The organism is Ruegeria sp. AB8 (genome assembly GCF_056542605.1).
The window spans coordinates 1-19,436 of sequence record NZ_JBQGAB010000017.1; the positions used below are offsets into that span (position 1 = coordinate 1).

At 56.2% G+C, this 19,436-nt stretch carries 17 protein-coding genes and 1 pseudogene; 14 read left to right on the forward strand and 4 right to left on the reverse strand.

Annotated features, from left to right (window positions below):
- The 8 genes from ACR0CG_RS17095 to ACR0CG_RS17130 form a co-directional block, all read left to right on the forward strand.
- Positions 1-470, forward strand: a 470-nt coding sequence (locus ACR0CG_RS17095) for a DDE-type integrase/transposase/recombinase (protein ID WP_480526475.1), incomplete at its 5' end; no start/stop codon positions are given.
- 9 nt (positions 471-479) lie between these two features.
- Entirely contained in the window at positions 480-884 is a 405-nt protein-coding gene (locus ACR0CG_RS17100; protein WP_170682842.1) for a nucleotidyl transferase AbiEii/AbiGii toxin family protein, read from the forward strand.
- 589 nt (positions 885-1,473) lie between these two features.
- Positions 1,474-2,346, forward strand: coding sequence for a branched-chain amino acid ABC transporter permease (locus ACR0CG_RS17105; protein ID WP_170486509.1), 873 nt, complete (start codon positions 1,474-1,476; stop codon positions 2,344-2,346).
- Between the two features lie 4 nt (positions 2,347-2,350).
- Positions 2,351-3,427 (forward strand): branched-chain amino acid ABC transporter permease, encoded by a 1,077-nt coding sequence (locus ACR0CG_RS17110; protein ID WP_170682841.1) that lies wholly within the window; start codon positions 2,351-2,353, stop codon positions 3,425-3,427.
- Positions 3,424-4,188 carry an ABC transporter ATP-binding protein gene (locus tag ACR0CG_RS17115; RefSeq protein WP_170486507.1) on the forward strand — a complete coding sequence of 255 codons (765 nt, stop codon included), beginning with the start codon at positions 3,424-3,426 and terminating at the stop codon, positions 4,186-4,188. The genes ACR0CG_RS17110 and ACR0CG_RS17115 overlap by 4 nt, the downstream gene beginning before the upstream one ends.
- Positions 4,185-4,958 (forward strand): ABC transporter ATP-binding protein, encoded by a 774-nt coding sequence (locus ACR0CG_RS17120; protein ID WP_170682840.1) that lies wholly within the window; start codon positions 4,185-4,187, stop codon positions 4,956-4,958. Before ACR0CG_RS17115 ends, ACR0CG_RS17120 begins: the two co-directional genes overlap by 4 nt.
- A 3-nt stretch (positions 4,959-4,961) precedes the next feature.
- Positions 4,962-6,791, forward strand: coding sequence for an AMP-dependent synthetase/ligase (locus ACR0CG_RS17125; protein WP_170560229.1), 1,830 nt, complete (start codon positions 4,962-4,964; stop codon positions 6,789-6,791).
- Between the two features lie 29 nt (positions 6,792-6,820).
- Positions 6,821-7,984 carry an ABC transporter substrate-binding protein gene (locus ACR0CG_RS17130; protein WP_170486504.1) on the forward strand — a complete coding sequence of 388 codons (1,164 nt, stop codon included), beginning with the start codon at positions 6,821-6,823 and terminating at the stop codon, positions 7,982-7,984.
- A 195-nt stretch (positions 7,985-8,179) separates the two neighbouring features.
- Here ACR0CG_RS17130 and ACR0CG_RS17135 read toward each other — a convergent pair.
- A protein-coding gene (locus ACR0CG_RS17135) for an IS5 family transposase (RefSeq protein ID WP_170682335.1) occupies positions 8,180-8,937 on the reverse strand; the annotation gives its coding sequence in 2 pieces (ribosomal slippage) (positions 8,180-8,616 and positions 8,616-8,937; 759 coding nt in all).
- A gap of 305 nt (positions 8,938-9,242) precedes the next feature.
- Between ACR0CG_RS17135 and ACR0CG_RS17140 the strand changes: the two genes are divergently transcribed.
- The 4 genes from ACR0CG_RS17140 to ACR0CG_RS17155 all read left to right on the forward strand — a co-directional run bounded on the left by ACR0CG_RS17140 (position 9,243) and on the right by ACR0CG_RS17155 (position 13,211).
- On the forward strand, positions 9,243-10,337 hold the full coding sequence (locus tag ACR0CG_RS17140) for an extracellular solute-binding protein (protein WP_170485112.1): 1,095 nt from the start codon (positions 9,243-9,245) through the stop codon (positions 10,335-10,337).
- 66 nt (positions 10,338-10,403) lie between these two features.
- Positions 10,404-11,513, forward strand: coding sequence for an ABC transporter ATP-binding protein (locus tag ACR0CG_RS17145; RefSeq protein WP_170682334.1), 1,110 nt, complete (start codon positions 10,404-10,406; stop codon positions 11,511-11,513).
- The gene (locus tag ACR0CG_RS17150) at positions 11,510-12,406 is read left to right on the forward strand and encodes an ABC transporter permease subunit (protein ID WP_480526480.1); all 897 of its coding nucleotides are present in this window, start codon (positions 11,510-11,512) and stop codon (positions 12,404-12,406) included. Before ACR0CG_RS17145 ends, ACR0CG_RS17150 begins: the two co-directional genes overlap by 4 nt.
- A 1-nt stretch (position 12,407) precedes the next feature.
- On the forward strand, positions 12,408-13,211 hold the full coding sequence (locus tag ACR0CG_RS17155) for an ABC transporter permease subunit (protein ID WP_170485117.1): 804 nt from the start codon (positions 12,408-12,410) through the stop codon (positions 13,209-13,211).
- Between the two features lie 71 nt (positions 13,212-13,282).
- Here ACR0CG_RS17155 and ACR0CG_RS17160 read toward each other — a convergent pair whose 3' ends face one another.
- Positions 13,283-14,647, reverse strand: coding sequence for an aminotransferase (locus ACR0CG_RS17160; RefSeq protein ID WP_170485119.1), 1,365 nt, complete (start codon positions 14,645-14,647; stop codon positions 13,283-13,285).
- Between the two features lie 120 nt (positions 14,648-14,767).
- Positions 14,768-16,270 carry an aldehyde dehydrogenase family protein gene (locus tag ACR0CG_RS17165; protein ID WP_170682333.1) on the reverse strand — a complete coding sequence of 501 codons (1,503 nt, stop codon included), beginning with the start codon at positions 16,268-16,270 and terminating at the stop codon, positions 14,768-14,770.
- Between the two features lie 204 nt (positions 16,271-16,474).
- On the opposite strand from ACR0CG_RS17165, the gene ACR0CG_RS17170 reads away from it, so the two are divergent.
- On the forward strand, positions 16,475-17,875 hold the full coding sequence (locus tag ACR0CG_RS17170; RefSeq protein WP_480526483.1) for an aminotransferase: 1,401 nt from the start codon (positions 16,475-16,477) through the stop codon (positions 17,873-17,875).
- Positions 17,876-18,001: 126 nt separating this feature from the next.
- Here ACR0CG_RS17170 and ACR0CG_RS17175 read toward each other — a convergent pair whose 3' ends face one another.
- Complete coding sequence (locus ACR0CG_RS17175; protein WP_170682332.1) at positions 18,002-19,105, reverse strand: IS3 family transposase; 1,104 nt, start codon at positions 19,103-19,105, stop codon at positions 18,002-18,004.
- A 98-nt stretch (positions 19,106-19,203) separates the two neighbouring features.
- On the opposite strand from ACR0CG_RS17175, the pseudogene ACR0CG_RS17180 reads away from it, so the two are divergent.
- Positions 19,204-19,389 (forward strand): annotated as a pseudogene (locus tag ACR0CG_RS17180) (ABC transporter substrate-binding protein); the annotation flags it as partial.
- Positions 19,390-19,436 lie beyond the last annotated feature (47 nt).

Sequence of the window (19,436 nt, forward strand, 5' to 3'; positions counted from 1 at the left end):
CTGCCCATTTCAGCAGTTCGCTGAGCTCGCCACCTGACGCACAAGCGGTTGCTGAAACAACTCAACGGGCTCAAATCTTTGCAACAAAACCCTTCATGCTATCCAAACGCCGGAACAAAGTTGCTGCAACAAAGTTCTTCGCTCGTGCGCTTGAGGTAAACAGATTACCACGGAAGATTGTCATCGACAAAAGCGGGGCCAACACTGCTGGCATCAAAGCAATAAACAAGATGCTGAAAGGCTTTGGTTGTCCGATACCGATGGAGATGGTGAGGCAGAAATATCTCAACAACATCATTGAGCAAAACCATCGATTCATCAAAAGGCGGATCAGGCCTATGATGGGTTTCAAGTCTTTCGATTCCGCCGCATCTGCCCTCGCTGGCATCGAGCTGGTCAATATGATCCGTAAAGGTCAATTCACACCCGGACTCTCGGCATTTCAGCAGTTTGCTAAACTGGCAGGGTAATCAACCCGCATGCGCCATCTCCTCAGCCTTCAGAGGAATTTGCGACAGAACCACGGTGATGGGCGCGGGCACCTCAAGATCGCCTTCGAAGAAATCGGCGAAATCGATTTTATCGTCACAGGACATGTGACGGCCGACTATGCTGTGGAGCGTTCGATACTTGGTCGAGATGTGCTTTTGGAAACCATCCCGGAAATCATTGCGAAGAAGATCCGGTTTCGAGGCGCGCGCATCCAACCCCGTGACGTGTTCGACATCGCTGCAGCCATTGAATCCGGCCATGGGGCGGAGATCGAAGCCGTTCTGGCTGACAACGCGGACGCTGTGGTTATCGCGTGGGAACGCCTTGCGGGTTTGTCGCCGGACTATGTCGAGACAGCCACCGTCCATTCCGAATGCCGGAACGGACAATGAAAGGACATTGGTTTCCAGGAAATTTGCAGCGGTTCGTTGCCACCTATTCGGAACTGCTTCTGTGTCTCCGAACCTCGTCGTTCAGCCATAACAATCCGATATCACCGTCCTAAGGCATTTGACGCCTGGAACACCGCCTCTCGAGTTGCTTGAAATCAGAGCATCAGTATTCCTCGGCGGATTGGAAGTTAACGTGATATCACCAGCGCACTTGGTGAATCATCAAGCCATGCATGTTTTTTGCCATGCAACGATTTGCGCGGAACATGCACCTGCACCGACGGGGCCTTTTGAGAGCGCAGATCAGCTCCATGGACGCCCTAGTTGCTGATATTACAAGTATTTTTCTGGGGTTCGCAGACTGAATGTTCGGACAGACCTCTATGGGGTTTCGAATATCGGCCCTGCTCTCGCAGCGTGCTAGAGAACCCACGAAGATATGTAACTCGAGAGTGAAAATGGGTTCACGTCTGGGATTCCGGCGCTCCATGTCGCTTTGCCAGTTTGCACCTTGCAAGGCCGATCGATCGGGCCGCGCATCGGCCACGCTGCAATTTCGCGATCACTCGAACGCCTTAAGGAGAGCGGGATGGAGTTTTCTGACGTAATTCAGTTGCTGCTAATCGGTATTAGCCAAGGATGTGGCTATGCTCTGGTCGCCATAGGATTTGTGTTCATCTATCGGGCCACCGAGATCGTCAATTTTGCACATGGCGAGTTGATGATGCTTGGTGCTTTCATGGTGCTGACGTTCAGCCAAATCCTTGGCCTGAACTTCTGGCTTAGCGCAACGCTCGGGATCCTATCTCTTGGCGTGTTCGGATATTTACTCGACGCGATTGTCATGCGCCGCGTTGTCGGAGAAAGTCAGGCGTCAATCTTCATCCTGACCGTGGCGATTGGCCTGATGTTGCGGTCGCTAGGTGGCATGATCTGGGGCTGGTCCCCGATGTCGCTGGATGTTCCATTCATGCACGACTTTGACGTTGGCGGTATTCTAGTCGGTACAGATCGGTTGGTCGTCATTGGTGGTACAATCCTGCTTTGCGCACTGCTGTATCTGTTCTTTTCCCGCACACAGACCGGTCTAGCGATCCAGGCAAGCTCGCAAAACCAACTGGCCGCCTATTACAACCGCATCCCCGTGAAGAAGCTGATTTCCGTGGTCTGGGCGATTGCGGCAATGGTGGCCGCGGTGGCGGGGCTGATGATGGCGCCGGTGACTCAAGTCGACACCGGAATGAGTGCCTTCGGCATCAAAGCATTTGCTGGCGCAGTTGTCGGTGGCTTCGGTTCGATTCCCGGCGCTTTGTTGGGATGTCTGTTGATCGGCATTGCCGAGCCGTTTCTGGACTACTTCTTCCCTCCGCTTAAAGGCGTCTACGCCTACGTCATCATGCTGGTTGTGCTGTTCATCAAGCCCGACGGGCTGATTCCGCAAACCTTCTCGAAAAAGGTGTGAGGTCATGCAGATTCTTTTCAGAACCCACTACGACCAAGACATAAATCACCTTGTTGATCGCGGTGAACGTACCCGTGTCGCGTTTGCGGTGCTGCTCGCGCTGTTGGCGCCGTTGGCGGTCGGAAGCTACTACATTTCCGAACTATCAATCTTTCTTGCCTACATTCTTGCCGGTATCGGTCTGATGGTCCTGACGGGCTTCACCGGGCAGGTCAGTTTTGGCCATGCGGCCTTTCTGGGGCTTGGCGCGTACACGCATTCTATTCTTCTGGGGCTTGGTGTTCCCTTCCTGATATCATTGCCCGTGGCTGCATTGGTCTCAGGGGCAATCGGCGCAGCACTAGGACGTGCAGTGTCGAGAATGCACGGGTTTTATCTTGCGATTGCCACATTGGCTTTCGTGATCATCGTCGAAACCGTTCTTGGAGAATGGGAAGCGCTGACCGGCGGTCACATGGGGCTGCAAGTTCCACCCGTGGTACTCTTCGGATACGAACTGTCCGCAGAATGGCAGCTTTACTACCTGATTCTGGCAGTTGTGGCGTTCTGTATTTGGGGTGTTGCCAACCTGATGCGATCCCCGACGGGACGCGCCATGATCGCAGTGCGAGATTCCGAAACCTCAGCCCGATCGCTCGGCCTCGACATCGGGCGCACCAAGATCCTAGCCTTTTTCATAAGCGCATCCATTACGGGTCTGGCGGGCGGCCTAATGGCCCATCTTCTTTGGTTTCTCAGCCCAGAGACATTTGGCGTCCCGGAAAGTCTGAAAATTCTGCTGATGGTTATCGTCGGTGGATTAGGAACAATTACCGGAGCCATTCTGGGTGCGGTCTTTGTCACCATCCTGCCCAATATCATCGGGCTTCTCAGGGAAGTTCTGCCTGACGCGATCGCACATGCGGCGGGGCTGGAACAGTTCCTGTTTGGCGGCATCATCGCGGCATTCATCATTCTTGAACCCGAGGGGCTTTACGGGCGGTGGCGCAAATTCCGTCTCTTCCTCGAAACATTCCCTTATTACAAGCGCGCGACCTTCGTTCGTCAGAAGCGCTATCTCAAGACGGAGCGGTTCAGATGAGAGAACTTGTCGTAGAGCACTTGACCTTGTCCTTCGGTGGCATCAAGGCCATCAATGATGTCTCCTTCGCTGTGGAGCCGGGTGAGATCTATGCGATCATTGGCCCCAACGGGGCCGGGAAAAGTACGATCTTCAACGCGATTAGCCGGATTTATAATCCAGACAGCGGGTCGATAAAGTTCCGCGGGCAAGAGCTGCTGGAATGCAAGGCAAATCAAGTCGTGGATCTGGGCATCGCGCGGACTTTCCAGAATATCGAACTGTTCGAAAAGGCGACTGTTCTGGAAAACCTTCTGGTCGGACGGTCTTCAAAGATCAAAACCGGCTGGATCAGTGAATGGTTCTTTACCAAGCGTGTGCGTGAAGAAGAGCGTAACCACCGTCGCAAGGTTGAAGAGATACTCGACCTACTGGACATGCAGCAATACCGCTATGAGAAGGTCGGCGACCTAGCCTATGGCGCCCGAAAAAATGTCGAGTTGGCGCGTGCTTTGTGTGCGGAACCCGAAATCTTGCTTCTGGACGAACCGGCATCCGGCTTGAACCCGGAAGAAACCACTGACATGTCGTTCTGGCTCAAGGATATCCAGGAAGAGCTGGGTGTCACGGTTGTCATGGTTGAACACGATATGAACCTCGTTGGCCGTATCGCCGACCGGTCCATGGCCTTGGCAAATGGTGAAGTGATTGCCATCGGCACTGTCGAAGAAGTCCAGAGCAGCGCCGAAGTTCAGGCCGCATATCTCGGAGGTGCGGTATGACCCAGAACTTGCTTCAAGTCAAAAACGTCGAAACTTTTTATGGGCCCGTCATGGCGATTGCAGGTGTCAGCCTTGAGGTTGCAGAAGGCGACATCGTAACCGTTCTCGGAGCCAATGGCGCGGGAAAAACGACGCTTCTCAAAACAATTACCGGCGCGATTGATTGTCGGAAGGGTCAGGTCATCTTTGACGGCCAGGAAGTACACAATCGGGATCCCGATTGGGTGGCATCACGGGGCATCGGGCATGTCCCGGAAGGGCGCGAAGTCTTTCCCTTCATGACGGTTGCGGACAACCTGAAGATGGGGGCTTGGGGCCGCAAAGATCGCGATGAGGTCGAACGCGACTTTGAAACCGTCTACAGCTATTTCCCCGATCTTCTGAAGAAAAGCGGCGACTTTGCCGGTTATCTGTCCGGCGGTCAGCAGCAGATGTTGGCCGTAGGACGTGCATTCATGGGACGCCCTAAGCTGATGATCCTCGACGAGCCTTCACTGGGCCTGTCACCACTTCTTTCCAAGACGATCTTTGACGTGGTGCGCCGAATCAATGACGAACAGGGCGTCACCATCATGTTGGTTGAGCAAAACGCCAGTGCCGCACTAAGCGTCGCCAACCACGGCTTCATCATGGAAGTCGGGCGCGTGGTGATGGACGCACCAACGCAAGAACTCTTGGCGTCAGAAGACATCAAGGAATTTTATCTCGGACAAACCACTGACGGCGTCCGCGGCGAAAAGCGCTGGAAAAAGCGCAAGACCTGGAGGTGATCCATGGACGTAGTGATCCAAGATGATTTCGTTTCGATTGATGGGCATGACACCCTAGCCAAGCTTTTCCGCGCCCGGGTCGCCAGCTGGCGCGACCGAGTAGCGTTTCGAGAAAAGAACTTCGGCATATGGGAAGAGTTCAGCTGGAAAGACTATGACGAGCACGCCAGGCAAGTCGCAGGCGGGCTGAAGTCGTTAGGTCTGGACCGTGGCGACGTCGTTGCTGTTCTCTCCGAAGACAACAAGGAATGGGCCTTTGTCGACATGGGGGCCCATATCGCCGGGTGTGTGGTCAACGGTGTTTACCCGACCTATCAGGCAGGCCAGTTGCAGCACATGCTTCAAGACAGCGCTGCGAAAGTTCTGATCGTTGAGAATGAAGAACAGTTGGACAAGTTTCTTGAGGTGCGCGACGCGCTGCCCTTGATCAAGAAAATCTACGTGATCGACTGGAAAGGTTTGCGCGGGTTTAAGGATCCGGATGTCGAGCCTATCGCACACCTCTACGATGCAGGATACCAATTCCAGCACAACCACCCAGACGCATTGGACCAATGCATCAACGAGGGCGGCAATGACGACATCGCGGTACTGATCTACACTTCAGGAACCACCGGGGCGCCTAAGGGAGCACTGATTTCCAACCGTTATTTGTTGTTCCAAATGACGGCCGCACCGGATCCGTTCCCTATCGGGGAAGAGGATGAAATCCTGACTTACCTGCCGCTGTGCCACGCTGCTGAGCGCGTCGTTTCCCTGTGTATGTGCCTCGGTCACGGCACGCGACTCAATTTTGCCGAAAGCGCTGAAACGGTTTTCCAAAACATTCAGGAACTTTCCCCGACGGTTATTTTCGCGGTGCCCCGCATTTGGGAGAAATTCTATTCGCGGATTCTGACGTTGATGTCCGAAGCGACATGGTTTGGAAAAAAAGGATATGCGTGGGCACTGGACGTCGGGCGTAAACGCGCCGAGTACATCCTCGGGCAAAAGCCGGTTCCGGCAACACTTGCGCTGCAATACAAACTGGCAGATCGCTTAGTGTTCAGAAACCTCAAACAACTCTTGGGGCTGGATCGTTCGCATTTCCTGATGTCCGGGGCCGCACCGATTTCAGAGGAACTGCTGAAGTGGTATGTGGCTCTAGGGTTGCCGGTTGCCGAACTCTACGGTCAAACCGAAACCGGCCTGGCCACCATGACGCGCCAGGACAAGCCCCAGCCAGGAACCATCGGATTCACCCTACCAGGCGTTGAGATGATGTTGGGCAAGCAGGATGAAATCCTCGTCAAGAGTCCATCGGTGTTTTCAGGCTACCACAACAACGAAGCTTCGACGGCCTCGACACTGGTGGATGGCTGGGTTCACACCGGCGATATCGGCGTTCAAATGCCCGATGGCGCGTTCAAGATCACCGATCGCCTAAAAGACATCATCATCACTGCTGGCGGTAAGAACATCACACCCAGCCAGATTGAGAACGCGCTCAAGTTTTCGCCTTACATCTCGGATGCCATCGTGATCGGGGATCGCCGCAAGTACCTGAGCTGCCTGATCATGATCGACCAAGAAAACGTCGAGCATTACGCACAATCAAACGCCATCCCGTTCACTGACTACAAGTCGCTTTGCGCTAACGAAAATGTTGTCGAATTGATCGACGCCCAGATCCGCGAGGCGAACCAGAAGTTTTCGTCCGTCGAACAGATCAAGAAGTTCCGCCTTATCGACGTCCTGCTGACGCCAGAAGACGATGAGGTGACACCGACGATGAAGCTAAAGCGCAGCTTTGTCGAAACAAAATACGCCGACCTGATCGGTCAGATGTATTGAACCATCCCGGTTTTTAAGGAGGAAAAACCATGAAATCGAAACTGACAACGCTGGTCGCCGCACTGGTGGCCGCATCGGGGATCGCCATGGCCGAGCCGCAAGGCGTGACCGACGACAAGATCCTGATCGGATCCGCAAACGACCTGTCGGGCCCGCTGGCCATTTGGGGTGTCCCCTCGGCCAACGGCATGCGGATGCGCTTTGAGGAAGCCAATGCTGCCGGTGGCGTCCACGGGCGCGAGATTGAGCTGCTAGTCGAAGACACGGGTTACCAGGTGCCGCAGGCCGTGCGTCTGACCAATAAACTGGTCAAAAAAGACCGCATCTTTGCAATGATGATGACCATGGGCACGCCGCAAAACCTGGCGACCATGGCCATTCTGGACAAGGCTGGCATTCCCAACTTGTTTCCGCTCTCGGCCGCCGAAGCCATGGTTGAACCCTTGCACCCTCTGCATTTCGGCTACTTTGTGAGCAACCGTGATCAGGCGTCCGGAGCACTTCGTTACTTTGCCGCCAACATGGATGTCAAAAACGTCTGCATGCAAACTGTCGCCAGCGATTATGGTCAAAGCGTTGTCAACGGGGCCGAGGCGACAGCCGAAGAGCTGAACCTGAACATCACTTTCCACGGTACGCACAAGACCACGGAAACCGAGTTTGCAGGCGCGGCTACCGCAATCAAGAATGCAGACTGCGACATGCTGCTGCTTGGCACTACGATCAAGGATACGATCACCCTTTATGCCACGCTTCGCAAACTTGGCTTTGATAAGCCGGTTGTTGGCAACATGACCCCTTACATGCCGCTGGTTGCCGAAGCTGGCAATGGCGCGACCGAGGGACTGTATCTGGTATCGCCCTTTCTGATTGCCGACTTCAACGACGGCGATGCGTGGCGTAAGGATTACTTTGACCGCTACAACGCAGAATTCGGCGCCGCACCAGCAGCCCAAGCCCAGATTGGTTACAATGCTGCAGACATCGTTGTGAAAGCGCTTGAAGCCGCTGGGCCAGATCTGACCGTCGCAAAGCTGACGGCTGCACTCGAAGGCATCAGTGGGCACCAAGACCCCTTTGGTGGTCCATCGCTCTCCTTCGCTGCAGACAAGCACCATGGCAGCGATTCTCTTGTCCTGGTTCAAGCTAAGGACAAGAAGTGGACACATGTCGCGTCTGACTTGTCCTACTAATCACAATCAGCGATTTTCCTGTCAGTGCGACCGGCATGAAACTGTCGGTCGTCTTCCCATTCATTGCAAGAAATGGGCACGCCTGAAGTTCATGGGTCCATTTCTTGGTCGATGCTTAAGGCTGACTTGTAACCGATGCTCATAGCTTAGCCAAGATCGTCTAAGGTTGCCATCAGGGCGAACTAGGGTCAGGACTCATAGCCAGTAAATAACGAGTGCCGCTAGTGCGATGGCGGACAGGAATACTTTCGGGCACCTGTCGTATCGGGTTGCCACCCGCCGCCAGTCCTTCAACCTGCCGAACATGATTTCAATGCGGTTGCGCCGTTTGTAGCGACGCTTGTCGTACTTCACGGCCTTCTTGCGCTGCTTTCGGCCAGGGATGCATGCGCGTATCCCTTTGTCTTTCAACGCTTCTCTGAACCAATCCGCGTCATAGCCACGATCTCCGAGTAGCCAGTCCACCTTGGGCAAACTGCCCATCAAAACACGGGCACCGATATAGTCGCTGACCTGACCGGCGGTGACGAACAGGTTGAGAGGGCGTCCTTGGCTGTCGCAGATGGCATGCAGCTTGGTGTTCATCCCGCCCTTGGTGCGACCGATCAGACGTCCACGCCCCCCTTTTTGACGCCCATGCTGGTCGCTGTGCGGTGAGCTTTCAGGTAGGTGGCGTCGATCATGACGGTCTTCTCTTCGCCGTGGTCGGCTGCAAGACCTGCCATCATTTGCGCGAAGATGCCCTTATCGCTCCACCGCTTCCAACGGTTGTAGAGCGTCTTGTGCGGCCCGTATTCCATCGGTGCGTCGCGCCACCGTAAGCCATTCCGATTAATGAAGATAATCCCACTCAATACGCGCCGATCATCGACGCGGGGTTTGCCATGAGACTTCGGAAAGAAAGGCTCGAGACGCGCCATCTGCGCATCGCTCAACCAGAAAAGATCAGGCATGTTCACCGCTCGTTTTTGAACCGTGAATCACGCCAATGGACGGAAATCAATGGGTCCTGACCCTAAGCTTTACTCGGCCGACAAGTCGTTTACCGGTCGTTCTTTTTGCCATCCTGGGTGGGACACATTTGGATCAGGCCATGCGTCGACCAAGTATTGTCTACTTGAACTAACTGAATTTCTCCCTTTTTCGCGATTCACTATTAATCCCAACAGGGCGTATTGGTTAGCCAATATTGCGTCAGGCTGCCTGAATGCAAACCATGTATTCAAGTCGAAACTAACCCCATAATAGGAGGAAACAGATGAAGGTGATCAAGTGCGCGAGCGCGTTGGTGGCGGCGGTGCTGGTAGCTCAGACAGCGACAGCAGAGAATGTTGTCAATGTATACAACTGGTCGGACTATATCGACGAAGAGACCGTTCCAGCCTTTGAGAAGGCAACGGGGACGCGAGTGCGGTACGATCTGTTTGACGGTATGGCGACGCTTGAGACCAAGCTGCTGACCGGCAATTCCGGGTATGATGTCGTGGTGCCGACCTCGTCAACGGCAGAGCGAATGATCCAGGTCGGGGCACTGGCCAAGTTGGATCGCTCCAAGCTCAGCAATTGGGACAATCTTGACGCGGGCTTGATGGCCGAACTGGCCGGTGTGGATCCGGGCAATGAGCATGTCGTGCCGTACATGTGGGGTACGGTCGGGTTGATGTACAACGTCGAGATGGTCAAGGAACGGCTGGGCGAGGATGCGCCGACCGACTCTCTCGACCTGATTTTCAAGCCGGAATATGCCTCCAAGCTGAAGGACTGTGGTGTCGGCATGATTGATCAGCCGTCGGAAGTGGCGATCATCGCGCTGAACTACCTCGGCCTTAATCCCTATTCGGGCAAGAAGGCCGATTTGCAGGCGGCCGAAGACCTCTTGATGGGGGTTCGGGACAATTTCCGCTACATCAAGGGCACCGGCTATCTCGATGATCTGGGCAATGGAGAAATCTGCCTATTCCTCGGCTATTCGGTGGATGCATTCCAAGTGATGTGGACTCTCGAAGAGAATGGCGAAGACCCGAGCAAGCTGGCATTTGAAATTCCGAAGGAAGGCACAGTGATCTATTTCGATACACTGGCTATCCCATCGGATGCGCCGAACCCGGATGCAGCGCATGCCTTCATCAACCACATCATGGACGCGCAGATCGCGGCGAACCTGTCCAACTACCTCTGGTCGGCCAATGGTAACGCTGCTTCGAATGCGTTGCTTGATCCTGAGCTTTTGGCGGATACGTCAGTTTATCCGGTTGCCGAGGTGCAGGCGAAGCTGAAGGCGGACAAGACGGTGCCGCAAAAAGTGGCCCGCGCCCGTACGCGGTTGATGACCAAGATCAAAACTGGTCAATAACGAACAAGAGAACGCCGCGGGCCAAGGCCCGCGGCGTTTTTCATTCAGCCCGAGGATCGGTTGCAGATGAACAAGAAAACCACACCGCCGCTCTTGGAGATCAAGGGCGTGAGCAAGGCTTTTGGTCCAGTCAAGGCCGTCGACAATGTTGATCTGATCGTCGAAGAGGGCGAGATATTCTCGTTGCTTGGCGGGTCCGGGTCCGGCAAGTCGACATTGCTGCGAATGCTTGCTGGCTTCGAAACTCCGACCGAGGGGCAGATCCTTCTGGATGGCAAATCGTTGGTCGATATCCCGGCCCACAGGCGCCCTGTGAATATGATGTTCCAAAGCTATGCTCTGTTCCCGCATATGAGTGTGGAAAAGAATGTGGCTTATGGGCTTGTCGAAGACCGGGTTGCGAAGTCGGAGATACGCGACCGGGTGGCCGAGGTGCTGCGGCTGGTCAAGTTGCAGGACTTTGCCAAACGCAAACCTGACCAGCTTTCCGGTGGTCAGCGGCAGCGGGTGGCGTTGGCCCGGGCTTTGGTCAAGATGCCCCGCCTGCTTTTGCTTGATGAGCCACTTGGGGCGCTTGACAAGAAACTGCGCGAGGAAACGCAGTTTGAACTGATGCGGATACAGGACGAGATTGGTATCACCTTTATCGTCGTGACCCATGACCAGGAAGAGGCAATGACCCTGTCCGACCGGATCGCGGTGATGGATCAGGGGCGGTTCCGGCAGGTGGGGACGCCGGTGGATGTCTATGAGAACCCGACCTCGGCCTTCACCGCCAATTTCCTTGGAACCTGCAACATGATTAAGGCCGTGATCGCGGAAGATGCCCATGACCATGTGGTGTTTGATCTGCCCGATTTTGGCACCACGACGCGGATCAATCACGGGATTACGGGGCAAGAGGGGCAGAAAGTGCATCTGATCCTGCGCCCCGAAAAGCTGCGCATGCGGCGGCGGGATCTTGATCCGGGCAGTTCGGGTACCGTGCTGCAGGGGCGGATTACGGATGTCGGGTATCTGGGGCATATGTCGATCATCAAGGTCGAAATGCCGGACGGATCGGAGTTTCACGCCCATGAGGTGCGCGCCACCCGCCGAGCGGGGGCGCCCCTGGCGGTTGGGGATGAACTGAACCTGACATGGGACGGCGACAATATCGCCGTGGTGCCGGTATGAGCGCGGCCACGGGGAATGCGGGGCGTCGGGTCGTCGCAGGGATTCCGATGGTCTGGCTGGCGATCTTTTTCCTGTTGCCGTTTGTCTTTGTCCTGAAGATTTCTTTTGCCGAGGCGCTTTTGGCACGCCCGCCCTATAGCGAGTTGTTCAGCTATGATGCGGAGGAGGGCAGTTTCACCGCTGTCCTCAACCTTGGCAATTATCGCTACCTGATCGAGGATACGCTGTACCTCAACGCCTATCTCAATTCGATCAAGATTGCGCTGATCTCGACCGGCCTGTGCCTGTTGATCGGGTATCCCATGGCATTGGGCATCGCGCGGGCGCAGTCCCGGATCCGCCCCTTCCTGTTGATGTTGGTAGTGATCCCGTTCTGGACCTCGCTTCTGATCCGGGTCTATGCGTGGATGGGGCTTTTGCAGAAGAACGGGATCATCAACGGGGCCTTGTCCTGGCTGGGCCTGATTTCCGAGCCGCAATCCATGCTGCAGACAGAGTTCGCGATCTATCTTGGCATGGTTTACACCTATCTGCCCTTCATGATCCTGCCACTTTACTCGGCGCTGGAGCGGCAGGATGGATCGCTGCGCGAGGCGGCAACCGACCTTGGATCGTCGCCGCTGGCGGTGTTTCGCAAAATCACCTGGCCCTTGTCTCTGCCCGGCGTGATTGCAGGCTGTATGCTGGTCTTTATCCCGACGGTGGGCGAGTTCGTGATCCCCTCGCTTTTAGGTGGCACCGACAACCTGATGATTGGGCGCGTCCTGTGGGACGAGTTTTTCCAGAACCGGGACTGGCCGGTGGCGAGCGCGGTGGCGATCGTGATGCTGGTGCTGTTGGTGGTCCCGATCATGATTTTCCAGAACGCGCAAGCGCAAGACGAGGGAGCGTAAAATGGCCAGCCGATTGTTTCTGAGAACGGTGCTCTGGCTGGGGGTCACCTTCCTTTACTTGCCCATCATTGTCTTGATCGTTTTTTCGTTCAACGCCTCGGAAAAGGTGAACATCTGGGGGGGCTTCTCGACCAAGTGGTATGGTGCGCTGTTGCAGGATACGCAGTTGATCGAGGCGGCGATGAATTCGCTGACGATTGCGATGGTGTCGGCCACCTTTGCCACCGTGATCGGAACGCTCGGCGCGATTTCACTTGTGCGGTTTGGAAGGTTTCGAGGCAGGACCTTGTTGTCGGGCATGATGTCAGCGCCGCTGGTGATGCCCGAAGTGATCACCGGTATTTCGCTTTTGTTGCTCTTTGTGGCGATGGAGCAGCTCCTTGGCTGGCCGCCGGGGCGGGGCATGACGACAATAACCATCGCGCATGTCACCTTCTGTTCGGCGTTCGTTGCGGTGATCGTGCAGTCGCGGCTCGTGAGCCTTGACCGCGATCTGGAAGAGGCTGCCGCCGACTTGGGCTCAACTCCGTTACGGGTGTTTCAGCGCGTGGTTCTGCCGCTGATCGCGCCAGCGCTGGCGGCGGGGTGGCTTTTGGCCTTTACCCTGTCGCTGGATGATCTGGTGATCGCGTCCTTCACCACGGGCCCCGGAGCGACCACCCTGCCAATGCTGATCTTTTCGAAGGTGCGTCTCGGGGTGTCTCCGGACGTGAACGCGTTGGCCACAATTATCGTGCTTGCGGTTGGCTTTGCTGTAGCGGTGGCGGCGGCAGTGATGTTCCGTACATCGAGACCACAAGACTGAGCGAGGTTTCATCCAACAAAAAGGCCCGCAGAAACAACCTGCGGGCTTTTCTCGCTTTTTGGGTGATCTATTCAGGTTGCCAGTTCGGCCGCAATCGCGTCGAGCGCTTCGGTGAGCGTGTCGAACAATTCGTCGATTTCGGGTTCAGTGATGATCAGGGGCGGGCAGATTGTCAGCGCGTCACCGCGCGCGCGCAGGATCAAGCCACGCTCGATACAGGCAGCATTGGCGCGAGGACCGACCTTCATGGCGGGATCAAACAGAACCTTGCCGCACTTGTCAGCGACAAGTTCCAAAGCCCCGATCAGACCTATACCACGCGCCTCGCCCACCAGTGGGTGGTCGGCCATGGCGTTCAGACGTTCAAGGAAGCGAGGGGAAACGCGGCGAACTTGGGACACCACGTCCATTTCTTCGTAGATCTTCAGCGTTTCCAGCGCCACGGCAGCGGGCATTGGGTGGCCTGAATAGGTATAACCATGCCCGAACATGCCGATCTCGTCTGAGCGTGCATGCAGCGCATCATAGATCTCATCGGTCATCATCAGGGCAGAAATGGGCGCGGCTGAGGCCGAAAGCGCTTTGGCAAGAGTCATGAAGTCGGGTTTGAGGCCGTAGGTTTCGGTGCCGAACATGTTGCCGGTGCGCCCAAACCCGCATACGACCTCGTCAGCCACCAAAAGCACGTCATATTTCTTCAGGATTGCTTGTACCTTGTCGAAATAGGTCGCCGGGGGCAGGATCACGCCGCCCGCGGCCATGACCGGCTCAGCGAACAGTGCCGCCACGGTGTCGGGACCTTCTTCGAGGATACGGGCTTCAAGCTCGCCGGCCAGCCGGGATGCGAAGTCTTCTTCGCTCTCGCCGGGTTTTCCCTGGCTCCAGTAATGCGGCATGGTTAGGTGACCGATGCGTTCGATTGGCAAGTCAAAGGACATCTGGTTCACGGGGATAGCCGTGAGCGATGCCGAGGCAACCGTGACGCCGTGGTAGCCCATGGTACGCGACAGGATCTTCTTCTTCTCGGGCTTGCCACGGGCGTTGTTGTAGTACCAGATCAGTTTAATCGCGGTGTCGTTCGCCTCTGAACCCGAGTTAGCGAAATAGACGCGGGTCAGATGTTCCGGCGTCATTTCGACCAGTTTCTCTGCGAGTTTAGCCGTGGGGGTGGAGCCGCGGTTGAAGAACGTGTGGTAGAAAGTGATGTCGTTCATCTGGTCAAAGGCGGCCTGTGCAAGACGTGGGTTGGAAAACCCAAGAGAAGCGGACCATAGCCCGGCCATACCTTCAAGATATCGCTTTCCGTGATTGTCCTCGACATAAACGCCGTCACCCTTGGCAATCAGCATGGTGCCGTTTTTTTCAAGGTCGGATAGGTTGGAATAGGAGTGCAGCTGCGCAGCCGCGTCGCGGGCTTCCAGCGAGTTTGGTTTCATGTGATTTCCCTTTTGTGAGGTGCGGCAGGTACCAAGTCCCGCCGTGCGTTGACTGTGGCCAGTCTGGGACAAGGGTGGGGCCTTGGGAAATAGCGCATTCCCTATAGGGCCGCGCCCGGATCAGAGCGCCATGGTGACCGCCTTGGTCTCAAGGTAGTGTTCCAGCTGTTCCCGGCCCATGTCCTTGCCATAGCCGGAGTTCTTGACCCCGCCGAAGGGCATAGCGCTGTCGGTGATATCGTGGCAATTGATCCAGACCGATCCGCCGCGCAGTTTGCGCAATATCCGTTGGGCGCGGGCGCCGTCGCGTGTCCAGATACTTGCGGCGAGGCCGTACTGATTGTCGTTGGCCTTGGCGATGGCGTCTTCCTCGGTCTTGAAGGGCAGCGCGACCAACACCGGGCCGAAGATCTCTTCCTGCACGATGGGCGAGGCGTTGTCTTGCAGCGCATACAGAGTTGGTTCGACAAAAAAGCCAGGTCCGGCGTGGAATTTGCCGCCAAATACGGTGCGTGCCGTTTCGTTGCCGATCTGCAAGTAGCGTTCGATATTGGCTTTAGCGCTGGCCGAGATCACCGGGCCGATGTCGCAATCGGGGTCCAGACCGGGCGTCATTTTCATCTGGGTGATATGGCGCTTGATGGTCTCAAGCCCTTCTTCGTAGATGCTCTCATGCAGGTAAAGGCGGGTCCCAGCTGAGCAGTTCTGGCCAGAGTTGAAAAAGGCACTCCAGCGGGTGGCGTCCGCAAGTGCCTCAAGATCGGCGTCTTCAAAGGCCACCATCGGAGATTTGCCCCCAAGCTCCAGCGTTGCCGGTGCAAAATGACTGGCGGCGCTCTGGCCGACGGTGCGGCCAATCGGGGTGGAGCCGGTGAACGATACCTTGTCGATGCCGGGATGGCCGGTCAGGTAGTTGCCGATCTCTGAGCCGCGGCCGTTGACGATGTTGAAAACCCCTTCGGGCAGCCCGGCCTCTTGGGTGAGCTTGGCAAAATAGAGCATGGACAGAGGTGTTAGCTCGGCGGTTTTCATGACCACGGTGCAGCCGACGGCCAGCGGTGCGGCCAGTTTCCAGACCGCCATGTTCAACGGCCAGTTCCACGGGGTGACTGCGGCGACCACGCCGACGGGTTCCTTGAGCGTGTATGAGAAGAAGTCGAGGCCGGCGGAAATCTGGCGGGTGTTGCCTTCGATCTTTGTGGCCCAACCGGCCATGAAGCGGATCAGGTCCACCGAGCCCAAAACATCAAAGTCGCGGCAGGGGCCGATAGCCTTGCCGTTGTCCAGTGTTTCTATTTGAGCGAGGATATCGGCGTCACGTTCGATCAAGTCGGCGAGTTTCCACAGGATGGCCTGGCGTTCGGACGGTACCATGCGGCTCCACGGCCCGTCTTCGAAAGCCTTGCGGGCGGCGGCGATTGCCGAGTCGACATCCTGCGTGGTGCCCCGTATGACCTCGGTCAGCTGAGCCTCGGTAGAGGGTTCGATCACGGCAACAGTCTCTGTGCCGTGCCCGTCGGTGAACTGCCCGTTGATGAAGTGGCCCGCGTGGGTTGAGACATGAGCGCGCGCGTCGGGATGAACATTGAACCGGTCCATGTATGCGTGAAGGTCGGGGGACATGAAAAACTCCTGCAATTGATTCCCCTGACATGCCCAAGTCGCGCCGCTCCGGACAATATTGGGCTTAGTATAGATCATGCAGTCGGTGCGGACGTATAGAAGACTCCATATTCAGCCGGTTGCGGAGTTTGGCCAGAATAGACTGCGATATCGTCCGCCCGTCCGATGAACGACCGGGCACCATCAAGACAGATAGGCCAACCTATGGATGACCTGAGAGTTAACGATCGATCCCAAGAAATCTGGCAGCAGGACAAGGACCATTTCCTGCACCCGTGGACGCATTTCGACAGCTTTACAAAGGAAGGATCGTTGATCCTGACCGAAGCGAACGGCGTTTATATTCACGACATCGAAGGCAACAAGTATCTCGATGGCGTGGGCGGTTTGTGGTGCATGAATATCGGCTATGGCCGCGAGGAGATGGTCGAGGCGATTACCGAGCAGACCCGCAAGCTGGCCTATGCCAACCCGTTTGTTGATGTAACCAACGCGCCTGCCGCGCGGCTTTGTGCCAAACTGGCCGAGCTGGCGCCTGGAGATCTCAACAAGGTAATGCTGACCTGTGGCGGTTCGACCGCAAATGACTCGCTGGTGCGACTGATCCATTTCTACTGGGGCTGCAAGGGTGAAAAGTCGCGTAAGAAGATCATCACGCGCCGCGGCTCCTATCACGGCTCGACCTACATCGCGCAGTCGATGACCGGCAAGCCGGGCGATCGTATGCCCGAGTTCCATTATGCAGAAGACATGGTGATCTATGTCAGTGAACCGAACATGTACCGTCCGGTCGAAGGTGTGGCCGAACAGGATTTCGAGCAGTGGCTGATCGATGAGTTCCGCGAAACCATCGAGCGGGAAGGCCCAGAGAATATCGCCGCTCATTTTGCTGAACCCATCCTTGGAGCAGGGGGCGTTGTTGTGCCGCCGCTGCGCTACATCCAAGAGACGCGTGAGATTTGTCGTGAATACGGCATTCTCTATGTGGCAGATGAGGTCGTGACCGCGTTTGGCCGGGTTGGAGCGTGGTTTGCAGCAGAAGACGTGATGGGCATCCAGCCGGATGCGATTGCCTCGGCCAAGGGGCTCACGTCGGGCTACATGCCGCTGGGCGCCGCGATCTTCTCGGATGCAATCTATGACGTGATCGCCGAGGCTGGGCACGAACGCTGGTTCACCAACGGGTTCACCTATGCCGGTCATCCGGTGGCCTGTGCCGCGGCGCTGAAGAACATCGAGATCATGGAGCGTGAAGAGCTTCCGAAATACGTGCGCGAGGATATCGGCCCATATTTCATGGAACAGCTCAACACGTTGCGTGATCTGCCGACGGTGGGTGACATTCGCGGCAAACACCTCATGGCCTGTGTCGTGAACGTGAAGGACACCGAAACCCGTGAAGAGTTCCCATATGAGGTGGACATCGGAAAACGGATCGCGGTCGCAGCTGAAAAACTCGGCCTGTTGGTCCGCCCGCTGGGCAACCTCAATATCATGTCACCGCCGTTGACCATGACCCATGCGGAGGCCGATGAACTGGTCGCGAAACTGCGAGCTGCCATGGAAGAGGTGATTGCCGATCTCAAGGCCGAAGGGCATCTCTGAGCCCGTGTGGGCCCAAAATAACCATTGGAAAGGGGGCGCTGCGGTTCTGTCTAGCCCCCCTGTTCTGGGCCATTTCTGAGTAGAGTTTCGGGCACTGTGGAGTTCACCCGGTTTCTGGTCCGGGCTTTATGCGACCTTTCGGGTTTCGTTCAGTTGGGTCGCAAATTCGCTCGGCGTCAAGTTTCCGAGCGAAGAATGCGGCCTGGTTTCGTTGTAATCGTCCTTCCAGCTGTTGATGCGAGTTCTTGCGTCCTCCATGAATAGGAACCATGAGGCGTTCAGGCATTCTTGGCGCAGGCGGCTGTTGAGCGCTTCGATGTAGGCGTTGCCTGTGGGTTTCCCTGGTCTCGAGAAGTCTAGTTCGACCTTGTTCAAATAGGCCCATTGGTCGAGCAACCGACCAGCAAACTCTGGTCCGTTATCGACCCGGATACTTCTGGGCTTACCCCTGATCCGCGCCAAGCGATCCAGTTCACCGATGACCTGGTAGGCGCGGAATCTTGTCCTCGCAGCCGTCGCGAGAGCCTCTCTCGTAAAGCAGTCGACGATTGTAAGAATCCGAAATGGCTTCTCGTCGAATAGCCGATCCGACATGAAGTCCATCGCCCAGTCATCGTTCATGCCGTCTGCTACGGCTAGGCCGGAGCGATACCGGCAGGCACGGCGTCGCTTCGAGCTGAGCGTTCGGATCGAAAGACCTTCTTCGCAGTATAGCCGATAGCGCCGCTTATGGTTCACGTGCCAGCCCTCCCTTTGCTGCAGGATGTGTAGTCGGCGATACCCGTAGCGAACCCGGCTCTCAGCCAGCTCCTTCAGCCGCATCCGCAGTTCCACCTCAGGATCACGCCTGGATTGATACCTGTGAGAAGCCCGTCCAAAGCCCATGGCCCTGCATGCCCGGCGCTCCGACACCTCAAACACCTCCTGATAATGCCGGACAACTTCGCGGCGGCGGACAGGCTTCACCACTTTTTTTCGCAAAGCTTCCTGGAGCATACTCTTGTCCAGCGTCAGATCGGCAACCAGACGCTTCAGCTTGCCGTTCTCGTCCTCGAGCTGCTTCAGACGCCGGATCTCCGACACGCCCATCCCGGCATAGACCTTCTTCCAACGATAGAATGTCGCTTCCGCGATCCCCATCTTGCGGCAAATCTCGCCAACCGTCGTTCCGGCTTCTGCCCGCCTCAGCGCAAAGGCAATCTGCTCATCGCTGAATCGTTTCTTCGGCATCGGTACACTCCTCTGTTGCCGGAAATGTACCCAAAATTTCACACTCAGTTCGGACCACTTTCAGGGGTCAAGACCAACTGGCGTCTGGCGGACCTGGCAAGTGGATCGCGTACGGTCCTGTACGTAGGTCTTCGGCCGCTCTGGTAGGTCAGCATTGCTGACCTGGGTATCGATATGGCACCTCACATGCAACCGACCCAGTAAATTAAGCGACCGTGATCCCGAATGATTTTGATTTCTGGGCTGACTACCGGGATGACATCGACACGAGGTTCCAAGCCTAGCGTACGAAACAAAAGCTTTTGGAACCAAAAAGGAGAAAGGCCGCTTT

Bases quoted from the DNA above. Each gene is read 5' to 3' on its own strand.
- ACR0CG_RS17100 (WP_170682842.1), top strand. From the start codon at position 480: ATGCGCCATCTCCTCAGCCTTCAGAGGAATTTGCGACAGAACCACGGT.
- ACR0CG_RS17105 (WP_170486509.1), top strand. From the start codon at position 1,474: ATGGAGTTTTCTGACGTAATTCAGTTGCTGCTAATCGGTATTAGCCAA.
- ACR0CG_RS17110 (WP_170682841.1), top strand. From the start codon at position 2,351: ATGCAGATTCTTTTCAGAACCCACTACGACCAAGACATAAATCACCTT.
- ACR0CG_RS17115 (WP_170486507.1), top strand. From the start codon at position 3,424: ATGAGAGAACTTGTCGTAGAGCACTTGACCTTGTCCTTCGGTGGCATC.
- ACR0CG_RS17120 (WP_170682840.1), top strand. From the start codon at position 4,185: ATGACCCAGAACTTGCTTCAAGTCAAAAACGTCGAAACTTTTTATGGG.
- ACR0CG_RS17125 (WP_170560229.1), top strand. From the start codon at position 4,962: ATGGACGTAGTGATCCAAGATGATTTCGTTTCGATTGATGGGCATGAC.
- ACR0CG_RS17130 (WP_170486504.1), top strand. From the start codon at position 6,821: ATGAAATCGAAACTGACAACGCTGGTCGCCGCACTGGTGGCCGCATCG.
- ACR0CG_RS17140 (WP_170485112.1), top strand. From the start codon at position 9,243: ATGAAGGTGATCAAGTGCGCGAGCGCGTTGGTGGCGGCGGTGCTGGTA.
- ACR0CG_RS17145 (WP_170682334.1), top strand. From the start codon at position 10,404: ATGAACAAGAAAACCACACCGCCGCTCTTGGAGATCAAGGGCGTGAGC.
- ACR0CG_RS17150 (WP_480526480.1), top strand. From the start codon at position 11,510: ATGAGCGCGGCCACGGGGAATGCGGGGCGTCGGGTCGTCGCAGGGATT.
- ACR0CG_RS17155 (WP_170485117.1), top strand. From the start codon at position 12,408: ATGGCCAGCCGATTGTTTCTGAGAACGGTGCTCTGGCTGGGGGTCACC.
- ACR0CG_RS17160 (WP_170485119.1), bottom strand. From the start codon at position 14,647: ATGAAACCAAACTCGCTGGAAGCCCGCGACGCGGCTGCGCAGCTGCAC.
- ACR0CG_RS17165 (WP_170682333.1), bottom strand. From the start codon at position 16,270: ATGTCCCCCGACCTTCACGCATACATGGACCGGTTCAATGTTCATCCC.
- ACR0CG_RS17170 (WP_480526483.1), top strand. From the start codon at position 16,475: ATGGATGACCTGAGAGTTAACGATCGATCCCAAGAAATCTGGCAGCAG.
- ACR0CG_RS17175 (WP_170682332.1), bottom strand. From the start codon at position 19,105: ATGCCGAAGAAACGATTCAGCGATGAGCAGATTGCCTTTGCGCTGAGG.